Raw genomic sequence first — 23,037 nt, forward strand, 5'->3', positions numbered from 1 at the left:
CGCTCACGGGTTTTCCTCCGCGCGACGCCCGGTTCAGGACGGGAGGGCTTTCTTCCGGGCCCCTCCCGCCCCGTCACACATGCGACCTACTGGCAGGTGATGCCGGGGAGCCCCCGGTACGCGCCCTGCGCCGTCCACCGCGTGTAGGGCGTGCCGCAGGAGCCCGCGTAGGGGTCATCCGTGCCGTAGCCCGGCACCCAGTACTCGAAGTGCAGGTGCGGTCCCGTGGACGCGCCGGACGAACCCACGCGAGCAATCCAGTTGCCGCAGGCGAGCGTCGTCCCCCGGGCGAACTGCTGCGTGTAGGCCTTCAGGTGCCAGTACCAGGTCTGCGTGTTGTCCGGGTGCCGCATGATGATGTAGTTCGCCGTGTAGAGGCCGCACGCGGCATAGGGATTGGCCTGGTCCCAGTAGTTGCACCGGTCGTAGTACCCATCCACCGACGCCTCGACGTAGCCCCGGGCGGCGTTCATCGCCCAGACGCCGTAGTCCATCTTGGAGAACCCGCCCACCAGCGCGTAGTCCGTGCCCGTGTGCCCGCTGTAGCGCACGCCGCCGCAGGCGTAGTCGCGGCCGCCGTAGTCCTTGTACGCGCTTACCGTGCAGCCGCCGTTGCCGCACTGGTCCGCGAGCTGCGACGCGGGGAAGCGGAACATCGTCTGCGCGGAGGAGACCGCCGGGAGCGCGAGCAGCGCGAACGTCACCAGGAGCCGCTGAAGGGTCGAGCGCATCACTTCGCACCTCCCACGTCCGCGGCCGCGTGGCCGGTGCGCACGTTGAGCGTCCAGAAAACGCCGCCGCCCGCGTTGTAGCGGAGCACGTCGTCGCTCAACCATTCCATGTGGTGGCTGGAGACGGGCGGGGGCACGAACTCCTTCGGCGGGCCGCCGAACAACATCCAGTTCTCCAGGCCCACGTTGGTGAGCTGTCTGGCTTCTCCGCCCTCCACCGTCGTGACGAAGAACGACGCCACGCTCGTCCGGCCCGACACGAACACCACCGTCCTGCCGTCCGGGGAGATGCTCGGCGTCGCGTCCACGCCCGGGCCGTCCGCCAGCACCTTCACGCGCCCCTTCAGGTCGATGATGCCCACCGCCGTCTCATGCGGCCCCGGGACCCCCGTCTTCAGCGTGGCCACCAGCGCGTCGCCCTTCGCCGTGGGGAACAGGTCGCCGCCCACCTGCTCGGCGAGCAGCCGCTCCTGCCCGTTCGCGTCGCGCAGCCGCAGCGTGCCCGCGCCGTCCAGCAGCGCCACGTCCTGCCCCACGATGCGCGCCTCGCGGTACTTGAACTCCGGGGCCACCACGCGGACCGCGCCCGTGTCCTCGGCGTACCGGACGATGGCCAGCAGCGGCAGGTCATCCGTGCCCAGCGGCTCCACGGGGACCTCCGCGACCACGCCCGCCAGCATCTCCCGGCCCTGGCCGAAGAGCTGGACGAAGCGCGCCCTGGGCCCGAAGGCCTTCTCCACTGCGGGCACCAGGCTCTCGCGCGCCTTCGTCACGCGGCGCAGGTCCGCCGGGTTCGGAGGCGCTTCCGCGAAGGCGGGGCTGCCCACCAGCGTCATCACGGTGAGTACGAGGTATCGATTTTTCATTTCACTCCTGGGGATGGTGAGCCCGCGACGGGAGCGCGGTGACAAGGTTCTCTCGATGTCTGGGATTGAGTTGCTTTTAAACTGGTTATTCAGGAATAGATGGAAAATTGAAGAATTGATGCAAGGGCGCGGCCGGGCCCGACGTGTTACGAGCCTCCGCATGGCGAAAACCCTTCCCGACCGTCCGCGCGCGATCCTCGTCGGTGTCCAGCTCCCCGGTGTCACGGACGAGGCGCATGCCGCGGACCTCGCGGAGCTGAAGCGGCTGGTGCACACGCTGGGCTTCGACGCGGTGGGGACCCTGTCCCAGCGCAGGCAGCGCTTGGCCAACGGCACGGTGCTCGGCTCCGGGAAGCTCAAGGAGCTGGCCGCGCTCACCGGCGGCTCCGGCGTCATCCCGTCCGGCGCGCAGGGCAGGGCGTCCAAGGCGCGCGAGAAGTGGGAGGCCGAAGCCGGCGCGGATCCAGAAGGCGCGGACGCCCCCGGCGATCCGGGCGTGGACGCCGAGGCACCGCCCGACGAGGACGACGACGCCACGGACCTGGACCTGGAGGCCACCGCCATCGAGCCAGGCCCGAAGCCCACGGTGGTGGTCGTGGACCACGAGCTGTCCCCCAGCCAGCTGCGCAACCTGGAGCGGGCCACCGGCGCGCAGGTGCTGGACCGCGCGGGCGTCATCGTGGACATCTTCCACCGGCACGCGAAGAGCCACGAGGCGCGCATGCAGGTGGAGATCGCCCGGCTCAACTACCTGGCCCCGCGCCTGCGCGAATCCTCCGGAGGCAGCGAGCGCCAGCAGGGCCGCGGCTCGGGTGACTCCGCGGTGGAGCTGGACCGCCGGAAGATCCGCGACCGCCTGGCGGAGCTGCGCGAGGGCCTGGCGGCCATCCAGAAGGACCAGGACCAGCGCCGGTATGCACGGCGCGACCAGCTGCGCGTGGCGCTGGTGGGCTACACGAACGCGGGCAAGTCGTCGCTGATGCGGGCGCTGACGGGCAGCGCGGTGCTGGTGGCGGATCAGCTCTTCGCCACGCTGGACACGACGGTGCGCGCGATGCAGCCGGAGACCCGGCCGCGCATCCTCGTCTCCGACACGGTGGGCTTCATCCAGAAGCTGCCGCACGACCTGGTGGCGTCGTTCCGCTCCACGCTGGACGAGGCGCTGGAGGCGTCGCTGCTGCTCTACGTGGTGGACGCGTCCGACCCCACCTGGGCCGCGCAGCTGGAGGTCACCCGCACGGTGCTCCGCGAGATTGGTGCGGAGGTCGTCCCGAGCAAGCTGCTCTTCAACAAGGTGGACCGCCTGGACGCGGCGGCGCAGGAGGCGCTCAAGGCCTCGCACCCGGACGCGCTCCAGCTCTCCGCGCACCGCCCGGAGGACGTGGCCGGCTTGCGCCGGGAGATCATCGCCTTCTTCGAGGCCTCCATGGTGGAGGCGGACCTGGTGATTCCCTACGCGCGGCAGGCCCGCATCGGCGAGGTGTACGAGCACACCACCGTGGTGTCTCAGGCCTACGACGAGACGGGCAGCCGGCTGCGCGTGAGGGGCCTGCCGGGCGCCATCGCCCGGCTGACCCGTTCGCTCCAGGACTGACGCGTCAGCGCACGACGGGCACGGTCACCGGGTCCTTGTCGTCCACGGTGACCTCCACCTTGCCCACGCGCCACAGCACGGGCTGGAACGCGAGGTTCAGCCGGTGCCCGTCCGCGGTCTCCACCAGGGCCGTGCCCTCCTTGGGCAGGTAGTTGCCCACCTCGTACAGGAGCGACGTGAAGGTGATGCGGTCCGTGCCGGACGGGCCGGTCAGCTCGCCCGGACCGTCGAACAGCAGCGTGGTGCCGCCGATGATGGGCAGCCCCTCGCGCTTCCCCACGCGGCTGTTGATGTGGAAGCGGTGCTCCGCGCGGCCCGGCACCTGGCCCTCCACGTCCGCGAACAGGCGCGTCTCGTCCGCGCACGTGCCGTAGCCCACCTTCGCCTGGAGCGGCTGGCCGTCCACGGCCATCTCGCGCAGGTCGGCGTGCATCTCCATCAGGTCCTCGCCGCCGCGGTACTCCAGCACCGCGCGCCCGGTGAAGCGCAGGCCGTGCACGTCACAGCCACCGGACGGGAAGGTCACGACGACGGCGTCGGTGACGTCGTCCACGGCCTGCACCGTGGCCGTGGCGCAGGCCACCGTGGAGGACAGGCCCTCCACGGCGTGGTTCAGGAACGAGCGCCGGGGCTCGCCGCACGAGTATACGGGCATCAGGCCCAGCATCTCCAGCGCGCCGCGCACCAGGTGCGTGGAGGCCGCCACGCGCTCCACGCGGGCCTTCGCGTCGTCGATCTCCTCCTGCGTGGGCGCGTTGTCTCCGCAGGCGGTGGTGGCGAGGGCGGCGAGGGCAAGGCAGGCGATGCGACGCATGAAGGGCTCCGGAAGAGACGGTGCGGCTCCCCCGCGCCATCGCGGGGACCGTACCCCGGCCCTTCAGCAACCGTCGTGCCCCCCTCAACCCCGCGAATCCCCAGGGAAAGGGGTTCCCGTGACACCTCGGGCGTGTGCAGCGCGCTGCGCACCCAGGGGCGGGCCTGTCCGGGCGGCCTGGTGCCAACCGGTCCGACAGTCGGACCAGTTCACGCGGTGCGGCGCGGACGGGGCGCCACCCGCCGCCTGCGTCATGGCGGACCCCTGAATCCTTTTGCCGCCTCGGTGGCTCTCACCCAGATTGCACGCACCTTCCCGGGGGCCATCCGCCCCGGGTACCGGAATGGAGCCGCTTCATGAAGACCGTTCTCGCCGTGACCGCCGCCGCGCTCGTGGGTCTCCTCGTCGTTGCCTGTGCGCACTCGCGTCCGGACGACGCCGCCGTAGGGCCCGAGGCGCGCCGCCGGGTGGAGGCGGGCGCTACGCTGCTGGATGTCCGCTCGCCGGAGGAGTTCGCCGCCGGGCACCTGCAGGGCGCGGTGAACATCCCGGTGGACCAGCTGGAGCAGCGGCTCGGTGAGCTCGGCTCGCCACGGACGCCCGTGGTCGTCTATTGCCGGAGTGGCGCGCGCAGCAGCCGTGCCGAGCGCTTGCTGAAGGAGCAGGGGTTCCAGGACGTCTTCAACCTGGGCCCCATGTCAGCGTGGCCGTGACACGCGGGGGGCGGGCCGTGCGGTCGTCGCACCTGCTGGCCCTGTCGGTGGCTCCGGGGGCCCTTTAGAACTGCATCCGGGAGCCGAGCGTTTTTCCGGTGAGGAGGCGAAGGGCGGATGTCGACGCGAACCGATGTGCAGTTGATGGAGGCCGCGCGCACGGGCGACGACAAGGCCCTGGACGAGGTCCTCGCGCGTCACGAGAAGCAGGTGTACCGCTTCGGCCTGCGCATGTGTGGCTCGGAGGAGGACGCCAAGGAGGTGCTCCAGGAGACGCTGTTCACGGCCTTCCGGGGCATCCATGCGTTCAGGGGGGACGCGGAGCTGTCCACCTGGCTGTACCAGGTGGCCCGCACCCACTGCTTCCGCCTGCGCCGCAAGCGCGTCGGTGTGCCCGAGTCCTTCCAGCCGCTCGACTCTCCCGCGGCCACCCACGTCGCCGCGGCGGAGGCCACCCCGGACATGGTCTCCCATGCGCGGCAGATGGGAGAGGTGTTGCAGGCGGCCATCCTCGCGCTGCCGGACGCCCATCGGGAGGTGCTCATCCTCCGGGACGTGGAGGGGCTCTCCGCGGAGGAGGCGGCGAAGGTGGTGGGCATCGAGGTGCGAGCGCTCAAGAGCCGGCTGCACCGCGCGCGGCTCCAGCTGCGCGAACACCTCTCCACGCTCATGGGGGAGGGCGCGCAGGGGCAGGCCCCGGCGTGCCCGGAGCTGGCGCAGGAGCTCTCCGAGTTCGCCGCGCAGGAGGTGGACCAGGCCACCTGCGTGCGCCTCGAGGACCACCTGTCGCGCTGCCCGCGCTGTACCGAGGCGTGCGACGCGCTCAAGCGCACGGTGTCCCTGTGCCGGCGCATCCCCGGGGATGAAGTCCCAGCGCCCGTGCGCGCGGCGGTCCGGCAGGCGCTGTCACGTGCGCTGCCCGTGTGAGCCCGTGGACGCGAGGTGCCCGCGCTGCCGGCTCATCCGGCCAGGGAGGACGCGCTAGGCGCCGTCTTCGTCCGGGGATGACGCCTCGATGCCCGTCACGCCGTCGTCGTCCGCCGGTCCCGCGTCTCCCTCCAACGCGTCGTCTTCCTCCAGGTCGTCGTCCGGCTCCGCTTCCTCCACGTCCACCGGCGCGGAGTCGGACGCTTCCGTGAGCACGGTGCCCAGCGGGTAGATGACCAGGTGGCGCTGGGGCTCGCTGCCCACGCTCACGGCCTCCAGGTGGTTCTTCACGACCAGGGTGTGCTGCACCTTGCGCAGGCGCGACGGGCGCGGCGTGAGCGGCAGGCTGATGCCCTCCGCGAGCACGCGCTGGATGGCCTCCTCCGCGTCCGCCACCGCGGCGTGCACGTCCGCGGGGTCCACGCCCTCCAGCAGGTGGAACTCCGTGCGCAGCGCGCGGCGGATCTCCGTGGAGCTGTTGCGCTTGATGGCCAGCACGCGCGCCCCCACGCGCTCGGCCGCGCGGCGCAGCCGGGGAGAGTTCGCGCGGCTTCGCAGCGTGAGCACCACGTCCGCGTTCTCCGGACGGCCCACCACCACGGCCTCCACCGGCAGGTCGCGCAGCACGCGCTCCAGCAGCTCGCGGCTCACCGCGTGCGCGGCGATGCGCGTGGGGCCGGGGCGGGGCGCTCCCAACGCGGGCGTCCCCTTGGGCACGCGGCCCCCCGGCGGCGTGGCCTCCACCACCTCCGGCGCGGCCTCCACGTGCACGGCGCCGTCCTGCTGCCGGCGCTTCTCACCGCCCACGTCCGCGCCCGTGAGCAGCCGGTCCACCGCGCCGCCCGTGTCGCGGTGCACGCGCACCTCGTCGCGGCTCACCATCTCCACCACGATGTCGAAGGTGGGCGTGCCCTTGCGCTCGGTGACGGTCTTCTGCGTGCCCCGGCGCCGCGCCTCGTCGTCGCTCAGCGTGACGGTCTGCACGCCGCCCACCAGGTCCGACAGCGTCGGGTTCAGCACCAGGTTCTGCAGCGTGTTGCCGTGCGCCGTGGCCACCAGTTGCACGCCGCGCTCCGCGATGGTGCGCGCGGCGGCGGCCTCCGCGGCGGTGCCAATCTCATCCACCACGATGGCCTCGGGCATGTGGTTCTCCACTGCCTCGATCATCACGTCGTGCTGGCGGTCCGGCCGGCTCACCTGCATGCGCCGCGCGCCGCCGATGCCCGGGTGCGGGATGTCCCCGTCGCCGCCAATCTCGTTGGACGTGTCCACCACCATCACGCGCTTGCCCAGCGCGTCCGCGAGCACGCGCGCCACCTCGCGCAGCTTCGTCGTCTTGCCCACGCCCGGCCGCCCCAGCAGCAGCAGGTTGCGCCCGGACTCCACCAGGTCGCGCAGCATGTCGATGGTGCCCTGGATGGCGCGCCCCACCCGCAGCGTGAGCCCCACCACGCGCCCCTGCCGGTTGCGGATGGCGGACACGCGATGCAGCGTGCGCTCGATGCCCGCGCGGTTGTCGCCGCCCGGCTCCCCCACCCGGGCGAGCACCGCCTGGAGCGCCTCCGCGTCCACGGGCGTCTCGGACAGGCGGGCCACGCCGTGCACCAGCCGCGCCTCCGGAGGCCGGCCCAGGTCCATCACCACCTCCATCAGCTCCGCGTGGGGCAGCTTCCGCACCGCCTCCTGGAGCGGCGGCGGCAACACCGCCACCAGCAGGGCGAAGTCATTGTCGAAGGGAGTTCCCGAAGCCATCCCCCAAAAGTGCCAAGCGACGCCCGCCTGCGCACGGCTTTCCTGCGCTTTCCCGGGAGGCACCTCCCCCGGAGGACGCTCCTGCCCAGCCCGGCAGGCGGCCAGGCGCACCGGCCGTGACGGGGAGGAGCCGGACGAGGGCCATCCCTACCTTCAGGCCATGCCCATCGCGACGCAGGACCGCTCCCCCCTCTGGCCCCAGCTCGAGCAGGAGGCGCGCGAGCGCTTCGGCGTGGAGGACTTCCGGCCCGGGCAGCGGGACATCATCGAGGCGGTGCTGGCGGGGCGCGACGTGCTGGGCGTGCTGCCCACGGGCGCGGGCAAGAGCCTCACCTTCCAGCTCCCGGCCCTCTTCGTGCCCGGCGCCACGGTGGTGGTCAGCCCCCTCATCGCGCTGATGCACGACCAGCGCGAACACCTCACGGAGCGCTACGACCTGGACGCGGCGAAGCTGGACTCCACCCTGAGCGCCAGCGACCTGAAGACGCTCCAGAAGGAGATCCGCCGGGGCGAACACGAGTTCATCTACGTCACCCCGGAGCAGCTGGAGAACCCGGAGCGCCTGGCGCTGCTCCAGCGCGCCAACGTGAGCCTCTTCGTGGTGGACGAAGCGCACTGCGTCTCGCAGTGGGGCCACGACTTCCGGCCCGCCTACCTCTCGCTGGGGGACGCCATCCGCGCGCTCGGCCGGCCCCGGGTGCTGGCGCTCACGGCCACCGCCACGCCCCGCGTGCGCGAGGACATCCGCGCGCAGCTGGGCCTCCAGGATCCGGTGGTGGTGTGCACCGGCATCCAGCGCGACAACCTCACGCTGGAGGTCCATCGCACGGTGAACCCGGAGCTCAAGCGCCAGAAGCTGCTGGAGCTGCTGCGCGCCAACGACGGCAGCGCCATCGTCTACACAGCCACCGTGCGCAAGGCGGACGAGCTGTGGCGCTGGCTGCGCGCGGAAGGCCTGGAGGCGGAGCGCTACCACGGCAAGCTCAAGGCGTCCGAGCGCGAGGAGAGCCAGCGCCGCTTCATGGACGGCACCACGCCGGTGGTGGTGGCGACGAAGGCCTTCGGGCTGGGCATCGACAAGCCGGACCTGCGGCTCGTGGTGCACTACCACTTCCCCGACTCGCTGGAGAGCTACTACCAGGAGGCGGGCCGCGCGGGCCGCGACGGAAGGCCCGCGAAGGCGGCGCTGCTGTACCGCCTGGAGGACCGGCGCATCCAGGGCTTCTTCCTGGGCGGCAAGTACCCGCGCCGCGACGAGAGCCAGCGCCTCTACCAGGCCGCGACCACGCTGTGCGCGCGGGGCAGGGCCGTGGCCCTCAAGCGGCTGTCCGAAGCGAGCGGGCTGGGCGACAAGCGCACCCGCGTGCTGGTGGCGCAGCTGGTGGCCGCGGGCGTGCTGGAGAAGGGCGCGCGAGGCGTGAAGCAGCTGCGCGCGTTCGACACGCTCGAGGAGCTGGACGCGTACCTGAGCGCCTACGAGGAGCGCCACGACGGGGACCGCGAGCGCCTGGACGCGATGATGCGCTACGGCAGCACCACCGCGTGCCGCTGGAAGGTGCTGGGCACCTACTTCGAAGAGCCGCTGGAGGACGACTGCGCCCGCTGCGACAACTGCCGGGCCCGCGCGGAAGGCCGCTTCGAAGCCCGGCCGCCCGCCCGCTCGCGCCCGCCCGTACTTCACCGGGAGTCACATCATGAGGTCGCCGCCGCCCCAGCGGCGTGAGGCGTTTTCCCCACCTTCGCGCGACTTCCAAACCCGACTTCCGTACTCGAAGTGCGGGGCTCCCGGGTCTTCAGGCCTTGGGGCATTGTGCACGAATACAGGTATGGCGTATATTGCACAGCATACCTGGACGTAATGCACTTCAGACCTTTCCCTCAAGGTCCTGGAAGGCGGAGACGCGATGGCGGAAGGCAAGTTGAAGGCACTTGTGGTGGATGATGACCCACTCGTGCTCGAACTGGTGGAGCGCTCCATCAGCCGGTACGGCTTCGAGGTCGTCACCACGCGCGCGGCGCTGGGTGTGGCCAACCTGCTGCGGACCGAGCAGCCGGACATCGTGCTCCTGGACGTGAACATCCCGGCGCTGAGCGGTGACCGCATCCTGGGCGTGGTGCGCCAGTTCGCGGGGCCGGACACGCTGTTCATCCTGTACTCGTCCATGGACGAGTCGAAGCTGCGCGAGCTGGTGCGCGCGTCCGGGGCGGATGGCTACATCCCCAAGGGCGTCACCGGTCCGGAGCTGGCGCTGAAGCTGTCCGGTCTGCACCACAAGCGGATGGCGAACCGTCCCACGCCCGCGGTGCGCGTGGAGACCGCGCCCCAGTCCCAGGGCACCCCGGCCCAGGTGTCGATGGCGTCGCGGTAGGTGTAGGCGGTCTCGAATCTCCAGCGCGTGCGTCGAAGAGGCCCATCCCCCGGTGGGCCTCTTCCCTGCGCATCAGCGAGCGAGGCCTGCCGTGCCCGGCGGCGGCTTGTCCGGCAGGTCGTTCTTGGGCTCGTCATCCGGGGCTCGCGCAGGCGCGACGGACGACGCGTCCAGTCCCGCGGGGCCCGGGGGCGGCTTGTCCGGGAGATCCGACTGGCGCATGTCCTTCCCCGGCGACTGATCGGCGCTGCTCCGACAGTTCTTCATGACCGTCCTCCTGGAGGCCCGTCCACTCGCGGCCTCTTCTTGAAAACGTGTGAGGTCCGGTTCTTTTTGAAGGACCTCACGGGTATTCATTGGAACAGGAGCACGTCCTGCACCCAGCGGTCACCGGGTGAAGCCTGGAGCCACGCTTGCCGCTCGTCGCGCAGGGCCACGGCGGGAGCGGCGCCTGCGTGGATGCGCTCACGCACGTTGTTGAAGAAGCGGCCCGCCGTGTCCGGGATGTCCACCGTGGCGGCCAGCACCGCGCGCGCCCCGGCTTCGAGGAAGGCCACCGGCAGGCTGAAGGACTCGTGCGGGAAGGGCGCGGTGCGCGCGGCGCCGCACGCGGCCAGGAACACCAGCGGCGCTCCGAAGAGCCTGTGGGCCCGCACCTGTCTGGCGGTGAGCGCGTACTGGCCATCCTGCTCCGGAGCCAGCATGAGGAGCGAGGCGTCCGACAGCTCCGGGCTGAACACGCCATGCGTGTGGATCTCCACCTCGGCGGCGGTGACCATCGCCTTCAGCACGCGCGACGGCGTGGCCTGATCGCCCTCCAGCATCGCGCGGCGGGCGTCTTCCCCTGGGGGAGGTGCCATCGAAGGCAGGCGCGGAAGGCCCAGGGCCGCGGGTGTGTCCACGTTGGTGACGACCAGGTGCCTGCCGCTGTCCCCCCGCGGAGGATGGCCTGGCGTCGCGTGGCCCACCCGGTAGCTCCAGGCGATGTCCGGAGGAAGCAGCCGGGGCAGGCCGTTCACCGGAGGCGGGGCCAGCACCTGCACCTCGTCACACCCGCGCAGCGCATCCTGGAGCGCGGGGGGCACCAGTCCGGAGGCGTCCTGTCCCAGCGGGGCCGTGCGCGTCTGGGTGAACTCCCCGGACACCGCGCCGGAAGGCCCACGCGCCACCGCGAGCGTGCGCTCGTGCTGCACCGACACCGCGAGCACGCAGCGCTCCGGCACCTCCAGCACCTGGAGCTGGCGGCCCGCGAGGGTCAGCGCCTCCACGAACGCGCCCGTGCGTCCGGCGTCGGAGATGAGCGCGGCGGAGGCGCGGGCCTTCGCGCGGCGGGCGTACGCGTCGTCGGGCCACGGCTCCGCCTGGGTGAGGGCGCTTTGCAGCAGGGCGCGCCCGGCGGTGCGGTCGCGCTCCAGCTCGAACTCGCCCTGGATGGCGTCCAGCAGCGCGCGTTCGCCGGGGCGCGGCTGGCCCTGTCTCAGGTCGGAGAGGGCGCGGGACAGCGCGTCCGCGGCGCCGGGCATGGGGCCGAAGCGGGCCAGGTCCGCGAGCACACCCGCGCCATTCAGGCCTGGCGGCAGGCTGGACTCCAGGACCAGCTCCATGTGCTGGCGGGCCTCGTCCACGCGGAAGTCCATCCACGCCAGGGTGGCCAGGTTGCGGTGCACGTAGCCGAATTGCGTGGAGTCGTCGGGCATGCGCGCCAGCGACTCCCGCAGGTACGCGCTCGCGGTGGGGACGACGTGGTGGAAGCGCGCCACCTGCGCCAGCTCCTGGAGGAACGTCCGCTCCTGCTGCCATTCCCCGTGACTCTTCGCGAGCCGCCAGCCGCGCAGCGCGTGTTCGTGGGCCTCGGCGGGACGGTGCAGCTCGCTCAGGTACATGTCCGTCATCCACTGGTGCAGGTCGGCGCAGCGGTAGTCCAACCGCTCCGCCTCACACGTGCGCAGCGCCTCCAGCACGCGCGCCTCCGCCTTCCACCACTGGCCGTCACGCACCTCCTGCTGGGCGCGCTCGCGTTCGGCGATGAGGTGGAACCACGGGTCGCCCAGTCCGTCCGCGGCGCGGACGAACGCCGCCACGTCCACGGGCCGTCCCGCCTTGAGCTCGTAGCCGAGCGCGCCCACGTACAGGTCGTCCTCGCCGGAGCGCCGCAGCGCCTCCAGGTAGGCCGGAGGGAAGGGGCTTCCCCCGCGCACGAACCGCGCGTAGTCCCGGGCGAGCGGCCCGCGCTTCTGGAAGTCCCGCGCCGCCACGCGGGTGACGGTCGCGTGCAGCACCCTGCCGCCGCCATGGGCCCGGTCCAGGGCGTCCGCCAGCGGGAGCAGCCGCAGCACGGCGTCCTTCGAGGGCGCCGCGCGGACCGCGTCGTAGAAGGCCAGCCGCACGATGCCGGGCAACCGCGAGGCCTCCTCCAGCGGGAGCCTCGCGTTGGGATCCGCCATCAGGTCCTGCGTCGCCGCGAAGGCCTGCTTCCAGGCGCGGCCCCGGGCCAGCGTCTGTTCACGCAGTCCCCGCGCATGGGTTCGCGCCTCCGCGCTCCAGCCGGGCTCGCCCAGCTTCGCCACGGCGTCGAAGGCGTCCGCCGCCAGCAGGGGCAGGTCCAGGTTCCGCAGGACGAGCGCGTGGTTCCACAGGGCCTGCGGGTGGTCTGGCCGGTCGCGGAGCGCGTCCTCCAGCACGACCAGCGCCTCATTGAGCGCCCGCTGCTCGGAGGCGTCGGCATGGGCCAGCGCCAGCGCCACCGCGCGATCGGAGCCCACGTCCGGGGAAGCGGGCGCGTTGCCCAGGTAGCTCAGCGCCTGCCTTGCATCGCCCGAGAGCAGGTACGCGGAGGCGATGCCCCGCCAGTCCTGCTGGTCCTCCATCCGGGCCAGCTCCCGCAGCGGTAGCAGCGCTGGGAGGGGTGCCCCTCCGCGCAGGGGGGCGTAGGGGCGGTATCCATCCAGGGCCGCGGTGGTCAGCCGCGCTTCCATGGACCGCGTGGCCTGGAGGGATGGCCAGGGGGTGGGGGCTTCACGTGGCACCCGCGCCGCCCCGATGCCCACGAGCGCGAGGACCAGGGCGAGCGCGCCCAGGTGGCTCCAGTGAGGGCGCCCGCGGCGCGGCGGCGGGACCCTGACCTCGGCGGGCTCGAACGGGACGGACCACGGGGCTGGGGAGTCCGCCGTGGCCTCGTGAGGCGAAGCTGCTTTCGCGAGCGCCAGCCGTCCGAGGATGTCCGCCTGTAGCAGGTCATGGAACCGGACGCCGCACGCCACGCAGGAGACCAGGTGCGCGCGGAAGCCCTCGTGGTGTTCAAGGGGGAGCTCTCCGTCCACGAAGGCGGGGAGGCGGGTACATAGTGCGTTCATCCGCTCCCCAGCTTCCGACGGGTCTCGGCGATGTCGCGGAGCTGGTCACGCAGCTTGAGGCGCGCGTGGTAGAGCCACGTGCCCACCGTGCCCACGGGGGCCCCCAGCCGGCGGCCGATCTCCGCGTGGCGCAGCCCTTCCGAGTGCAGCTCGAAGGTCCGGCGCAGGTTGAAGGGCAGCGACGTGACGGCCTGGAGCAGCTCCGCCTCGGTGACGCACTCCCACAGCTCCGGGTCTGGCGCCTCCGGCTCCTCCAGGAGCTTGTGCACGTTGCCCAGGTTGATGACGTTGGTGGCCTCGGTGCGCTGGCGGCGGCACTGGTCGAGGAAGCGGTTGTGCATCACCCGCACCAGCCACGCGCGGCGCCCCGGCTCCGTCCATTCGCGCAGGGTGTCCCACTTCAGCAAGGCCCGCAGCAGGATGTCCTGGACCAGGTCGTCGCGAGCAGTGGCGTTCCCCCCGCAGAGGTTCCGCGCGACCGCCATCAGGATGGGCTGATAACGGACGGCGAAATCGGCGTACTCCATGTCGGAAGTGTCGAGTTCTTCTCTCCTCACGCATCCCCCAGTGCCTGTACTGAAAAGAAAACGTGATAGGTCTGATTCCTTTAGAACCTCGATAAAGCCTTACGGGCAGGGAAGAAGCAGCTGGCAATTCTTGGCGCTTGAGGAGGCATCCGGATCGCACCGCGCGTGTGGGCGCGGAAGATGAAAGCCATTCCTTTTGTCTGGGCGTGTCTGAGCGGGCCCGGTTGGCGTTGGAGCCTGGAGTAGGGCTCCATCGAAAGATCCGCCGACTCCGTCTGAATCCCCGCTCTGTCATTCATTGCGGGTCGGACGCATCTTCGGGGCATGACCCACGATCATTCCGCCCACGCACCCACGCATGGCTTCGGCGCCGACCGCGCGCCCCATTACGACGCCCAGGCCGCGGTGAATCTCGCCGGCTACCAGGCGGCGTATGAGCTGGGAGTCAGCGCCCTGGCGGCCCGGTTGGACGGCCAGGAAACAGCGTCGCTGCTGCACGTGGGCCTGGGCACGGGCGCGGAGCTGGTGCCCTATCAGCGCTTCAACGTGCCGGGCTGGCGCTTCACGGGCGTGGAGCCCTCGGGCCCGATGCTGGAGGTCGCGCGCAAGCGATTGGAGGCGGAGGGGCTGCTCGCGCGCACGCACCTGCACGAGGGCGAGCTGCGCACCCTGCCGCCCGGTCCCCCGTTTGATGGCGCGCAGTTGATGGGAGTGCTGCACCACGTGGACGGAGACGAGGCCCGCGTCGAGTTGCTGCGAGAGGTGACGCGGAGGCTCAAGCCGGGAGCGCCGCTGGTGCTGGGCTGCCGCGTCGGCAAGGACCCCGAGCTGACGAACGTGGAGCTGCGGCGGCTGCGGGCGTACGGCGTGACTTCAGAGAAGCTGGAGGCCCGGCGTCAGGCCTACGCGAAGATGCAGCCCATCGAGTCCGATTCCGCCCTGTTCGCGATGTTCGCCCAAGCGGGGCTGGTGGCGCCGAAGACGCTCTTCGTCTCGCTCCAGTACAAGGTCTTCCTCGCGCGCTTCGGGCCCTGAGAGGGTCAGTGGGGCTCGGGCGTTCCCGTCACGCGCTCGAACGACACACCCAGGTTCCCGACTGCTTCAAGGGCGTTCTTGATGTCCTCCGACACGATGAACGCCGTCTTGAACTTCATCAGCCGGAAGACCTGCGCGCCCTCGGTCTTCATGGGGTCGATTCGCAGTCCGTAGATCCAGTTGTACTCCCCTTCATATCCAGGGGCAGGGTCGTCCTCGTCATAGTGATGCACCTCCCGGCACCGGGCCTCGTCTATGGCATCAACCACCTTGGTGGCATTGACGACGAAGAACGGGTCGGACTCTCCCTCCACCATCACCGGAAAGAGCTGGACGTCATCGGGGGCCAGTGCCCGGAAGACGTTCGCGATGGCCTCGCTGACGATGGGGGCCTGCTCTATCACGGAGAATACGAACGCCCGCCTCTTGCCTGGGGTTGTGATGAGGGCCTTCATACGCCCTGGTTCTTCAAGGACACGGCCATCCGCGAACATCCAAGGCTCGTCAAACGCCTCACCTGTTCCTCGTGTCGGCGTCTCGATGAGCCATTGCGGCACGTCACCCAGCCTTACCCAGTAGAAATGGCGCTCCACCTCACCCCTCCACTTTCACAATGAGACTCCGCAAGTCGGAGCCCTGTGTCAGAAGCTCGTTCGCTATCCTCGCAAGCTCCTTCATCAAGCTGGCCCGGCAGGTTTCTGTCGTTCGGCATCGCTCGACAGATCGCTCCAAGCGGCCCATCACTTCTTTGTGGTAGCGCTCGGGATGAGGCCCCTCGTGTCCATTGAGCCGCACCTTGTTCGCTGCATCTTCGAGCGTCATCCCGGCCTTCTTGAAGACCTTCTCGCACCGTGGCGTCCAAGGACCGCCAGTAGCATCGGAGAGGGGGTTCTTGTTCGTGCAGATGTGATGAACAGGTCCCGTCTCGTCACCCGGAAACCGCCCATCCGAGTACATCGCCAGTGCAGCCGCGGCTCCCGGAGCCAGCGCCACGTTGAGCACACCAGCAGCCGGCAACGAGATTGAGCCCACCCCGCCGTTCAAAGCGGCAGTGAGCTGGAAGCCTGACTCAGCCTGCGCCCGAATCGCGGCCTGGGGGAATCCCGGGAGCCTGGGCCCCTGGGCCGCCATCGCGCTCTTGCCGCCAAGGGCCGCCGTAACGAGCAGAATCAGGACGCGTGTGCCGTTCGTACCGAGGACCCTCCCGAAGCGGTGTCCGATGTCCTGCAACTCGATGATGCTCGTCGCACCTTCTGCCTCGTCCCACAGCCGCACGAAGCCCCGGCCCATCTCCCAGACCGGCACCACCCCCAGGTAGGCCACCATCGCCGCCGTCAGTACCACCACGATGGCCTTCGTGACGGGTTCGGGCAGCGTCATCGTGAGGAGCACGGACAACGCGGCCGAGGTCACCATGGCCTTGAGCACCACCGGGTTCAGCATCTTGCCGATCTCCGCCTCGACACTCCCCCAGACCGTATCCAGCGCGAACGACAGGGCCATCAACGTCCGGTCCTTGCGCGAGAAGGGAAGCCCCGTTCCGCCCACCAGGGTCAAGCACTCGTCGCCGTCGGGGCAGATGTGCGAATACAGGGACTCCAGAGACGCCCCAGCCCCCGAGTCCGAGAGCCCCTTCGCGGATGCGAGCAATGACCGGGACCTCACCCAGCCTCGCTGGTCGGCCGCATCGGTCTCGCGGAAGGCAACGTCCATGCGCATGTCCAGGAGGAGCTGCGTGAGGGCCGCCTTGAACGCGTCCTCACCCACTTCGACGGGCTCGACATCCCGGGACTCGTGAACCACCTGCCTGCCGTCTCCAACATCCACGTGGACGACACGCGCCGTCGCACACCCTCCCATGAAAAGGAGTGACGCAATGAGCCCCACCCACCGCATAGATGCTCCCGAAATGGACGGCTTGCTGGGTGCCGCTGGGTTGGCTGCCGCTCTGCCATCCTGATACGTTGTCCAGTCTATGCGATTTAGCCCACTCGCAGAGGCTATCCTGCTTCTCGCACTTCTGAGCGCGGTGACCGCCAAGGCAGGCGACAAGTGCGACCGTCCCAAGCAGCGGACCATCCTGCTCTCCGAGCACCCTTCAGATGGCACCCAAACCGTCTACGTGACAGGGCAGGTCATCACGGCCTTGCGCTTCGAGGCATCCGTTGACCCCAGCAGGACGAAGGTCATTGGCTGGGAGGGCCGCCTCGAACCGCTCACGGTGGTCCGCAACAAGGTCATCATCGAGCCCATCCGGGATCTCGACAGCGATGAAGGGCTCCCCCTGGTCGTGACGCTGGTTGATGGAACCGAGATCCCGTTCCTCGTGAGGCCTCCGTGGAGAGAGAAGGACAGTGGTGGGTGGCCGCCAATTCTCGACCAACAGGTTGACGTGTTCAAAAACCGGGAGAGCTACGCGGCCATGCACTCGGCCCTGATGGACGCCCTCAAGAAGAACGACGCCCTGGCCGAGGAAAACGAGCGCCATCGCAAGGAGGAGAACTCCATCGACCACGCCTACGCGACGCTTCTGGCGAATGGGCAGGCGAAGAAGACGCCGTTTCGATTCGTTGCATCCGCCCGCCCGAAGGATCCGGGCATGGAAATGGTCGTTGAGGTCTACTCAGGCCAAGGCAAAGCAGCCGCCGTAATCTACCTGTCGAACACCGGCTACGGCGAGACATGGGAGTTCGCGGACGCTTACCTGACGCGTGACATGACGAGCTATCCAAAGCAGCCCTTCGCGCTTCGGATGACCCGTTCCGCGATTGCTCCAGGACAGTCAGGAACCATCGCCGTCGTGGCGGACAAAAGCGCCTTCGAGAAGAACGGGCAGCTCGTGGACCTGGCGCTTCAGATTTTCCGGTCTGACGGCAACCAGCAGGTCCTGGTGCGGATGGATCGCACCCTGATTCGGCAGTAAAGGTGCCGATCATGCCCACCAGCCGAGCCCTGCTGATCCCCTCTGTCATTCTACTTGCCGCGTCCTCAGCATGCACCACGACGGGTGGAGTTTCATTGCGCTCGGACGGCTCTCCTGGACCGCAGGAGTGTCCAGAGAAGGCGCTTGAGGCCATGCGATACCTGAAGCTGCATGTGGGTGACGCCGCGCTCGTAGAACTGGACGCGAACCAGATGAGGTCACGCCGCAGCACCCTCTACGATGGCCCGATTGAGAGCGTCCTCATGCGCGACTTGGGCCCACTGGAGACGACAACCCGGCTGTACGGACAGGTCTGGACGAGCGGGCCGCAGGTCGTCGTCCGGTACTACAAGGCCCACCCACCAGACGGCGACGAGGTGCCCATCTGCGCGGTGGCACGGCTGAGCGAGGACCAGATGCGGAAGCAACCCGAGTCAAAGCCCGGCACGGCCATTCTCGATGGCTCCATGGCGTCTGCCGTCGTGGTCAATGCGTTCCGGTGACACTCCAGTCCGAGGAGCGCTTCAATCCTGGCGCGAACCGTGGGGTAGCGTTGGAAAAGGGCTCGGGTCGATGAACCCGGGCCGCCAGGGATCCGAGGCCGCATCAGAATTCCGAGGCAGGTTCCTCCATCCAAGCGCGCGGAATCCCTGAGCAGCCCTCCTGGTCCACGCCTTGCTCCGGGCTGAGGCTTCACGCCTTCCATGGAGCCACGATGCGCTGGATGCGAATGCTGGGCTGTTGTCTGACGGTGATGACCCTCGCTGCCTGTGGTTCGGACGACGGGGAGAAGCTGGGGCGGTTGAAGCTGCGGGAGGGCCAGTCGCTGGACCTGGCGCAGGAGTGCGGCGTGAACCTGCCCCAGTGTCCGCAGGGCCTGTCCTGCCTCGTGCTCAAGCTGGACGGCGTGTCGAAGGCGCGCTGCGTGGATGACACCCAGGTGTGCAGCAAGCTCGTGTCCTGCACGGGCGGCACCGAGTGCGCCATCCTGGACTCGTATCCCGGCCAGGTCACCTGCTCCGGCAAGTGCACCTCGGACTGCGACTCCTCCGTGTCCAGCAGTCCCTGACGTCAGCGAGCCTGGAGTAGGTGGTTGATGGCAGAGGTCCAGAGCTCCGTTGCGAGCTTGAGCACGGAGACCTCGGTCTCGGCCTGACTGGCGTTCCCGTCACGTAGCACGCGAAAGGTGTGTCCCGTGGGAAGCGCCTCGATGCGGTGCTCCAGGGGGACGGCGTCCGTGCTGGGCAGGGTCAGCCGAACGCCCGCGCCTTCCTTGTTCCATCCGCCGATCCCTCCTCCCGGCGGGATCGCGCTGAAGGAAAGATCGATGTGCGCGCCGTGGCTGTCACCCACCAGGCCGAAGAGCCAATAGGGGGCCTTCTGGATGGAGGCCCACTCACGCTCCGTCAATGCAGGGAGTTCGGACACCCGAAGGCGCGGCCGATCTCCCTCCGGGAACTTCGCCATCAACTGCTCCGCGAAGTCCACGAGCGATCCATGAAGCACACGGACCGCTTCGTACCAACGGCCGAACTGGGATGCCGTCGCGGTCCGCGTCTTGCCCAACTGCTCCGCCAGGTAATCAATCGCAGGCTCGCGGACTTCAATGACCTCACGGGCCGCGCGCTCGTACTCATCTCCCATCCACGAAGGGATGGATCGTCTCGAACCACGCATGCGCGATGGCGCAGACGACCACGGGATGCTCGTTCTTGGCCCCGGCCAGCCACTCACCAAAGGCCCGCATCTCCTCAGGCACCCGGACCGCTTCCGGAGGGACGTGCTCCGTGCCGCCGATCCGCACGTTGATGCGCCGATAGACACCGGCATTCTCAGGGTCGATTCCGCGCAGGACGATGCCGTGCAGCTCGCGCACATCGCGCTCGCCCAGCACGGTCTCCTTGCGGGCCAGCGCTTCAACGAAGTCGAGCGCGTGCGCGAGGTTGACCGCCTCGAAGTGGTCCTTCAGCGACTTGCCCGCGATGGTGATGCCGTCCTCCACCACCGCGCGAGTCTCCGGCAGGGTCAGCCGGTTCCCCTCGATCGCATTCGAGTTGTACGTGTGATGGATCCGGAACCAGCGCCGCAGACTCTGCACCGCGGCAGGCGGCATCGTGGTGGCACGCAGCCGGCGCATCCGCTCGGTCGCCTGCTGAAGCCTGGGTTCGATGCTCTCGCTCCACCGGTACGGATGCACGCCAACCCCCTCCGCGCTCCACTGTAACCGCTCGCCGGTGCCTGCCCGTCCGCTGTCGCCCCCTTTCACCCTGCGACCCTCGCCGGCCCCCATTCCTGCATCTTGCAACCCGGCCCCACGGGCCGCTTCCGTAACCCGCTGGAATTGCTGCACGCTCCGCCCCCGGCGGGCGGTACAGGAACTGCTCCTGGGAAGGTGGACCTCATGTCAGCCCCCGAACTTGCCTCCTCGCTGCTTCAGCTGTTGTTGAGCCAGGCCCCCGAGGCCACGTCCTCTTCCTCCGTGCGCTCCCAGCTCCAGGTCGAGGGCGGCGTGGACGCCTACTACGGCTACAACTTCAACCGCCCCGGCAGCGACGTGAACTTCCTGCCGGGCACCGGCACCACCGCCCGCCGGCACAATGAAATCACCGTCAACCTGGGCTCGCTGGGCGTGAGCCTGGAGCCAGAACCCGTGGGCTTCCACGTGCTGCTCGGCTTCGGCACCGGCATGGATGTCCTGCACCGCGCGGAGCCCGAGGAGGACGCCACCGGCCCCGACGTCTGGCGTTACGTGCAGAAGGCCTCGCTGTCCTTCGAACAGGGCCCCCTCACCCTGGAGGCGGGCATCTATCCCAGCCACATCGGCCTGGAGTCCTTCCAATCCCAGCTCAACTGGACCTACACCCGCTCTTGGATGGGCGAGTTCTCGCCCTACTACCAGGCAGGCCTCAAGGGCACCTGGCGCTTCGATGAGCGCTGGAGCGCGCAGCTCCATCTGCTCAATGGCTGGCAGACCATTGGCGACAACAACGGCGGCAAGGCCCTGGGCACCCAGGTCGCCTACGCCGGGGACCGGCTGAGCGCGGCCTTCAACACCTTCGTGGGCAACGAGGGCTCCGGCGACGCGGAGGCCCTGCGTCTGTTCGCGGACACCGTCGTCACCCTGAAGGCCACCGGCACCGTGAGCCTCTCCGCCACCGCGGACGTCGGCCGGCAGGCCCGCCCCGGGACCTCCGCCGCCCTCTGGTACGCGGCGGGCGCCAACGTCCGTGTCCAGCTCGCGACCCCCGTGGCCATGACGGCGCGCGCGGAGGTGTACCGCGACCGCGACGGCCTGATCAGCGGCACCGCGCAGACCCTGGCCGAGGGCACGCTCACCCTGGAAGTGAAGCCCGCGGAACACCTCACACTCAAGGCCGAGGCGCGCCACGACCACTCGACCCAGAACGTCTTCGACGGACCCACGCGCGGGGACGAAGGGCCGCCCCTGCCGCGCTCCACCCAGACCCTGGTCGTCGTCGGCGCGACCGCCACCTTCTGAACCCGAAGCGGAGCTTCCCGCCATGGACCTCGTCCTCATCCTGGTGACCGCTGGTTTCTTCGCGCTCACGCACGCCTATTCCCACGGCTGCGAGCGCCTGTGAGGAGTCCCCTGCCATGACCTTTGAATACGTCGCCGGGACCGCGCTCGCGGTCCTGCTGTCCGCCTACCTCGTCTACGCCCTGCTCCGGCCAGAGCGCTTCTAGGAGCCTCGCCATGACCCTCATTGGCTGGTCGCAGACCCTGCTGTTCTTCGTCCTCGTGCTCGCCCTGACGAAGCCCGTGGGCGCCTACCTCTTCCGCGTCCTCGAAACGGACGCCCGCCCCCTGCCTCGCGTGCTGGGCCCCGTGGAGCGCGGCCTGCTGCGCCTGTGCGGCGTGGCCCGGGAGGAGGAGCAGACGTGGGGCCAGTACACGGCCTCCCTGCTCGCCTTCAGCCTCTTCAGCGTGCTGGGCGTCTACGCGGTCCAGCGCCTGCAGCACCTGCTGCCCTTCAACCCGCAGGGGCTGCCCGCCGTGGGCCCGGAGCTGGCCTTCAACACCGCCGCCAGCTTCACCTCCAACACCAACTGGCAGTCCTACGCGGGCGAATCCACGATGAGCTACGCCACCCAGATGCTGGGGATGACGTGGCAGAACTTCACGTCCGCCGCGGCGGGCCTGGGCGTCGCGCTCGCGCTGGCGCGCGGTCTCACCCGCCGCCCAGGTCCCGAGGGCCGCAAGACGCTGGGCAACTTCTGGGGCGACCTGGTGCGCGCCACGCTCTACGTGCTCCTGCCCCTGAGCTTCGTCGCGGCCCTGTTCTTCGTGTCCCAGGGCGTCATCCAGAACCTGGCGCCGTACCACGGCGTCACCACGCTGGAGGGCGCGAAGCAGACGCTCGCCTTCGGGCCGGTGGCCTCGCAGGAGGCCATCAAGATGCTGGGCACCAACGGCGGCGGCTTCTTCAACGCCAACAGCGCCCACCCGTTTGAAAACCCCACGCCCCTCACCAACCTGGTCCAACTGCTGCTCATCTTCGTGCTGCCCGCGGGCCTCACGTACACCTACGGCAAGATGACCGGCGACACGAAGCAGGGCTGGGCCCTCTTCGCCGCCATGTCCGTCCTCTTCCTCGTGGGCGCCGCGGCCAGCTATGCCGCCGAGTCCCAACCCAACCCCGCGCTGGCCGCCGCGGTCGCCCAGGACGGGAACCTGGAGGGCAAGGAGACGCGCTTCGGCGTCGCCGCCTCCTCACTGTTCGCCACCGTCACCACCGACGCGTCGTGCGGCGCGGTCAATTCCATGCATGACAGCTTCACGGCGCTCGGCGGGCTGGTGCCGCTGGTCAACATGCACCTGGGCGAGGTCATCTTCGGCGGCGTGGGCGCGGGCCTCTACGGCATCCTCATGATGGCGGTCCTCGCGGTGTTCATCGCGGGCCTGATGGTGGGCCGCACCCCGGAGTTCCTGGGCAAGAAGATCGAAGCGCGCGAGATGAAGCTCGCCATGCTGTACGTGCTCATCTTCCCGCTCGTCATCCTGGGCCTGTCCGCGGTGTCCGCCGTGATTCCGCAAGGCACGTCCTCGCTCAACAACGCGGGCCCCCACGGCCTGTCCGAAATCCTCTACGCGTTCACCAGCGGCGTCGCCAACAACGGCAGCGCCTTCGCGGGCCTCAACGCCAACACGCCGTTCTGGAACGTCAGCCTGGGCGTGTCGATGCTCGCGGGCCGCTTCCTGATGATGGTGCCGGTGCTGGCGCTGGCCGGCTCGCTGGTGGGCAAGAAGGTCGTGGCCGCCGGGCCCGGCACCTTCCCCACCCAGGGCGTGCTGTTCACCGGCCTGCTCGTGAGCGTCATCCTCATCGTGGGGGCGCTGACGTTCTTCCCCGCGCTGTCCCTGGGCCCCATCGTCGAGCACTTCCTCGGCGCGGCCGGAAAGGTGTACTGACC

Annotated in this window: 23 protein-coding genes; 12 read left to right on the forward strand and 11 right to left on the reverse strand. The window is 69.7% G+C overall.

Annotated elements, in window-relative coordinates:
• Positions 1 to 86 precede the first annotated feature (86 nt).
• Together AABA78_RS08225 and AABA78_RS08230 are read right to left on the reverse strand one after the other, a co-directional pair.
• A complete protein-coding gene (locus tag AABA78_RS08225) occupies positions 87 to 731 on the reverse strand; it encodes a M23 family metallopeptidase (protein ID WP_171418385.1) in 645 nt (214 codons plus the stop codon).
• Positions 731 to 1,597: a TolB family protein gene (locus AABA78_RS08230; RefSeq protein ID WP_338262434.1), complete on the reverse strand. Its 867-nt coding sequence runs from the start codon at positions 1,595 to 1,597 to the stop codon at positions 731 to 733. The genes AABA78_RS08225 and AABA78_RS08230 overlap by 1 nt, the downstream gene beginning before the upstream one ends.
• A 160-nt stretch (positions 1,598 to 1,757) precedes the next feature.
• Between AABA78_RS08230 and hflX the strand changes: the two genes are divergently transcribed.
• Positions 1,758 to 3,191 carry a GTPase HflX gene (gene hflX / locus AABA78_RS08235; protein WP_338262435.1) on the forward strand — a complete coding sequence of 478 codons (1,434 nt, stop codon included), beginning with the start codon at positions 1,758 to 1,760 and terminating at the stop codon, positions 3,189 to 3,191.
• 4 nt (positions 3,192 to 3,195) lie between these two features.
• On the opposite strand, the gene AABA78_RS08240 is transcribed toward hflX, so the two are convergent.
• Positions 3,196 to 4,005: a hypothetical protein gene (locus tag AABA78_RS08240; RefSeq protein WP_338262436.1), complete on the reverse strand. Its 810-nt coding sequence runs from the start codon at positions 4,003 to 4,005 to the stop codon at positions 3,196 to 3,198.
• 356 nt (positions 4,006 to 4,361) lie between these two features.
• On the opposite strand from AABA78_RS08240, the gene AABA78_RS08245 reads away from it, so the two are divergent.
• Both AABA78_RS08245 and AABA78_RS08250 read left to right on the forward strand, forming a co-directional pair.
• The gene (locus tag AABA78_RS08245; protein WP_338262437.1) at positions 4,362 to 4,718 is read left to right on the forward strand and encodes a rhodanese-like domain-containing protein; all 357 of its coding nucleotides are present in this window, start codon (positions 4,362 to 4,364) and stop codon (positions 4,716 to 4,718) included.
• A gap of 117 nt (positions 4,719 to 4,835) precedes the next feature.
• Positions 4,836 to 5,645: a sigma-70 family RNA polymerase sigma factor gene (locus AABA78_RS08250; protein WP_338262438.1), complete on the forward strand. Its 810-nt coding sequence runs from the start codon at positions 4,836 to 4,838 to the stop codon at positions 5,643 to 5,645.
• 54 nt (positions 5,646 to 5,699) lie between these two features.
• Here the strand turns inward: AABA78_RS08250 and AABA78_RS08255 are convergent, their stop codons facing one another.
• On the reverse strand, positions 5,700 to 7,397 hold the full coding sequence (locus tag AABA78_RS08255; protein WP_338262439.1) for an AAA ATPase domain-containing protein: 1,698 nt from the start codon (positions 7,395 to 7,397) through the stop codon (positions 5,700 to 5,702).
• Between the two features lie 160 nt (positions 7,398 to 7,557).
• Between AABA78_RS08255 and AABA78_RS08260 the strand changes: the two genes are divergently transcribed.
• Together AABA78_RS08260 and AABA78_RS08265 are read left to right on the forward strand one after the other, a co-directional pair.
• Complete coding sequence (locus AABA78_RS08260) at positions 7,558 to 9,120, forward strand: RecQ family ATP-dependent DNA helicase (RefSeq protein WP_338262440.1); 1,563 nt, start codon at positions 7,558 to 7,560, stop codon at positions 9,118 to 9,120.
• A 211-nt stretch (positions 9,121 to 9,331) separates the two neighbouring features.
• Positions 9,332 to 9,766 carry a response regulator gene (locus tag AABA78_RS08265; protein ID WP_370469447.1) on the forward strand — a complete coding sequence of 145 codons (435 nt, stop codon included), beginning with the start codon at positions 9,332 to 9,334 and terminating at the stop codon, positions 9,764 to 9,766.
• A gap of 72 nt (positions 9,767 to 9,838) precedes the next feature.
• Here AABA78_RS08265 and AABA78_RS08270 read toward each other — a convergent pair whose 3' ends face one another.
• From AABA78_RS08270 to AABA78_RS08280, 3 genes are all read right to left on the reverse strand, one after another.
• Positions 9,839 to 10,033: a hypothetical protein gene (locus AABA78_RS08270; protein WP_171418374.1), complete on the reverse strand. Its 195-nt coding sequence runs from the start codon at positions 10,031 to 10,033 to the stop codon at positions 9,839 to 9,841.
• An 86-nt stretch (positions 10,034 to 10,119) separates the two neighbouring features.
• Positions 10,120 to 13,119, reverse strand: coding sequence for a CHAT domain-containing protein (locus AABA78_RS08275; RefSeq protein ID WP_338262441.1), 3,000 nt, complete (start codon positions 13,117 to 13,119; stop codon positions 10,120 to 10,122).
• The gene (locus AABA78_RS08280) at positions 13,116 to 13,646 is read right to left on the reverse strand and encodes an RNA polymerase sigma factor (protein WP_338262442.1); all 531 of its coding nucleotides are present in this window, start codon (positions 13,644 to 13,646) and stop codon (positions 13,116 to 13,118) included. Before AABA78_RS08280 ends, AABA78_RS08275 begins: the two co-directional genes overlap by 4 nt.
• A 324-nt stretch (positions 13,647 to 13,970) precedes the next feature.
• Between AABA78_RS08280 and AABA78_RS08285 the strand changes: the two genes are divergently transcribed.
• The gene (locus AABA78_RS08285; RefSeq protein WP_338262443.1) at positions 13,971 to 14,681 is read left to right on the forward strand and encodes a class I SAM-dependent methyltransferase; all 711 of its coding nucleotides are present in this window, start codon (positions 13,971 to 13,973) and stop codon (positions 14,679 to 14,681) included.
• A gap of 5 nt (positions 14,682 to 14,686) precedes the next feature.
• On the opposite strand, the gene AABA78_RS08290 is transcribed toward AABA78_RS08285, so the two are convergent.
• Both AABA78_RS08290 and AABA78_RS08295 read right to left on the reverse strand, forming a co-directional pair.
• On the reverse strand, positions 14,687 to 15,274 hold the full coding sequence (locus AABA78_RS08290) for an imm11 family protein (protein WP_338262444.1): 588 nt from the start codon (positions 15,272 to 15,274) through the stop codon (positions 14,687 to 14,689).
• A gap of 1 nt (position 15,275) precedes the next feature.
• Complete coding sequence (locus AABA78_RS08295; protein ID WP_338262445.1) at positions 15,276 to 16,577, reverse strand: AHH domain-containing protein; 1,302 nt, start codon at positions 16,575 to 16,577, stop codon at positions 15,276 to 15,278.
• A gap of 133 nt (positions 16,578 to 16,710) precedes the next feature.
• On the opposite strand from AABA78_RS08295, the gene AABA78_RS08300 reads away from it, so the two are divergent.
• The 3 genes from AABA78_RS08300 (at position 16,711) to AABA78_RS08310 (ending at position 18,673) form a co-directional block, all read left to right on the forward strand.
• Positions 16,711 to 17,604 (forward strand): DUF2381 family protein, encoded by an 894-nt coding sequence (locus AABA78_RS08300; protein ID WP_338262446.1) that lies wholly within the window; start codon positions 16,711 to 16,713, stop codon positions 17,602 to 17,604.
• Between the two features lie 11 nt (positions 17,605 to 17,615).
• Positions 17,616 to 18,107, forward strand: coding sequence for a serine/threonine protein kinase (locus tag AABA78_RS08305; protein WP_120527331.1), 492 nt, complete (start codon positions 17,616 to 17,618; stop codon positions 18,105 to 18,107).
• A gap of 212 nt (positions 18,108 to 18,319) precedes the next feature.
• A complete protein-coding gene (locus AABA78_RS08310) occupies positions 18,320 to 18,673 on the forward strand; it encodes a hypothetical protein (protein ID WP_338262447.1) in 354 nt (117 codons plus the stop codon).
• Between the two features lie 2 nt (positions 18,674 to 18,675).
• Here the strand turns inward: AABA78_RS08310 and AABA78_RS08315 are convergent, their stop codons facing one another.
• Together AABA78_RS08315 and AABA78_RS08320 are read right to left on the reverse strand one after the other, a co-directional pair.
• Entirely contained in the window at positions 18,676 to 19,248 is a 573-nt protein-coding gene (locus AABA78_RS08315) for a hypothetical protein (protein ID WP_338262448.1), read from the reverse strand.
• A complete protein-coding gene (locus AABA78_RS08320; protein ID WP_338262449.1) occupies positions 19,238 to 19,801 on the reverse strand; it encodes a Fic family protein in 564 nt (187 codons plus the stop codon). The genes AABA78_RS08315 and AABA78_RS08320 overlap by 11 nt, the downstream gene beginning before the upstream one ends.
• 204 nt (positions 19,802 to 20,005) lie before the next feature.
• Here AABA78_RS08320 and AABA78_RS08325 point away from each other — a divergent pair, with 204 nt between their 5' ends.
• From AABA78_RS08325 to kdpA, 3 genes are all read left to right on the forward strand, one after another.
• A complete protein-coding gene (locus AABA78_RS08325; RefSeq protein WP_338262450.1) occupies positions 20,006 to 21,103 on the forward strand; it encodes an outer membrane beta-barrel protein in 1,098 nt (365 codons plus the stop codon).
• 116 nt (positions 21,104 to 21,219) lie between these two features.
• A complete protein-coding gene (kdpF, locus tag AABA78_RS08330; RefSeq protein WP_120543943.1) occupies positions 21,220 to 21,309 on the forward strand; it encodes a K(+)-transporting ATPase subunit F in 90 nt (29 codons plus the stop codon).
• 10 nt (positions 21,310 to 21,319) lie between these two features.
• Positions 21,320 to 23,035, forward strand: a complete 1,716-nt coding sequence (kdpA, locus tag AABA78_RS08335) for a potassium-transporting ATPase subunit KdpA (RefSeq protein WP_338262451.1) — start codon at positions 21,320 to 21,322, stop codon at positions 23,033 to 23,035.
• The last annotated feature ends 2 nt before the right edge of the window (positions 23,036 to 23,037 follow it).

It is taken from the genome of Corallococcus caeni (assembly GCF_036245865.1).
GTDB classification, from domain to species: domain Bacteria; phylum Myxococcota; class Myxococcia; order Myxococcales; family Myxococcaceae; genus Corallococcus; species Corallococcus caeni.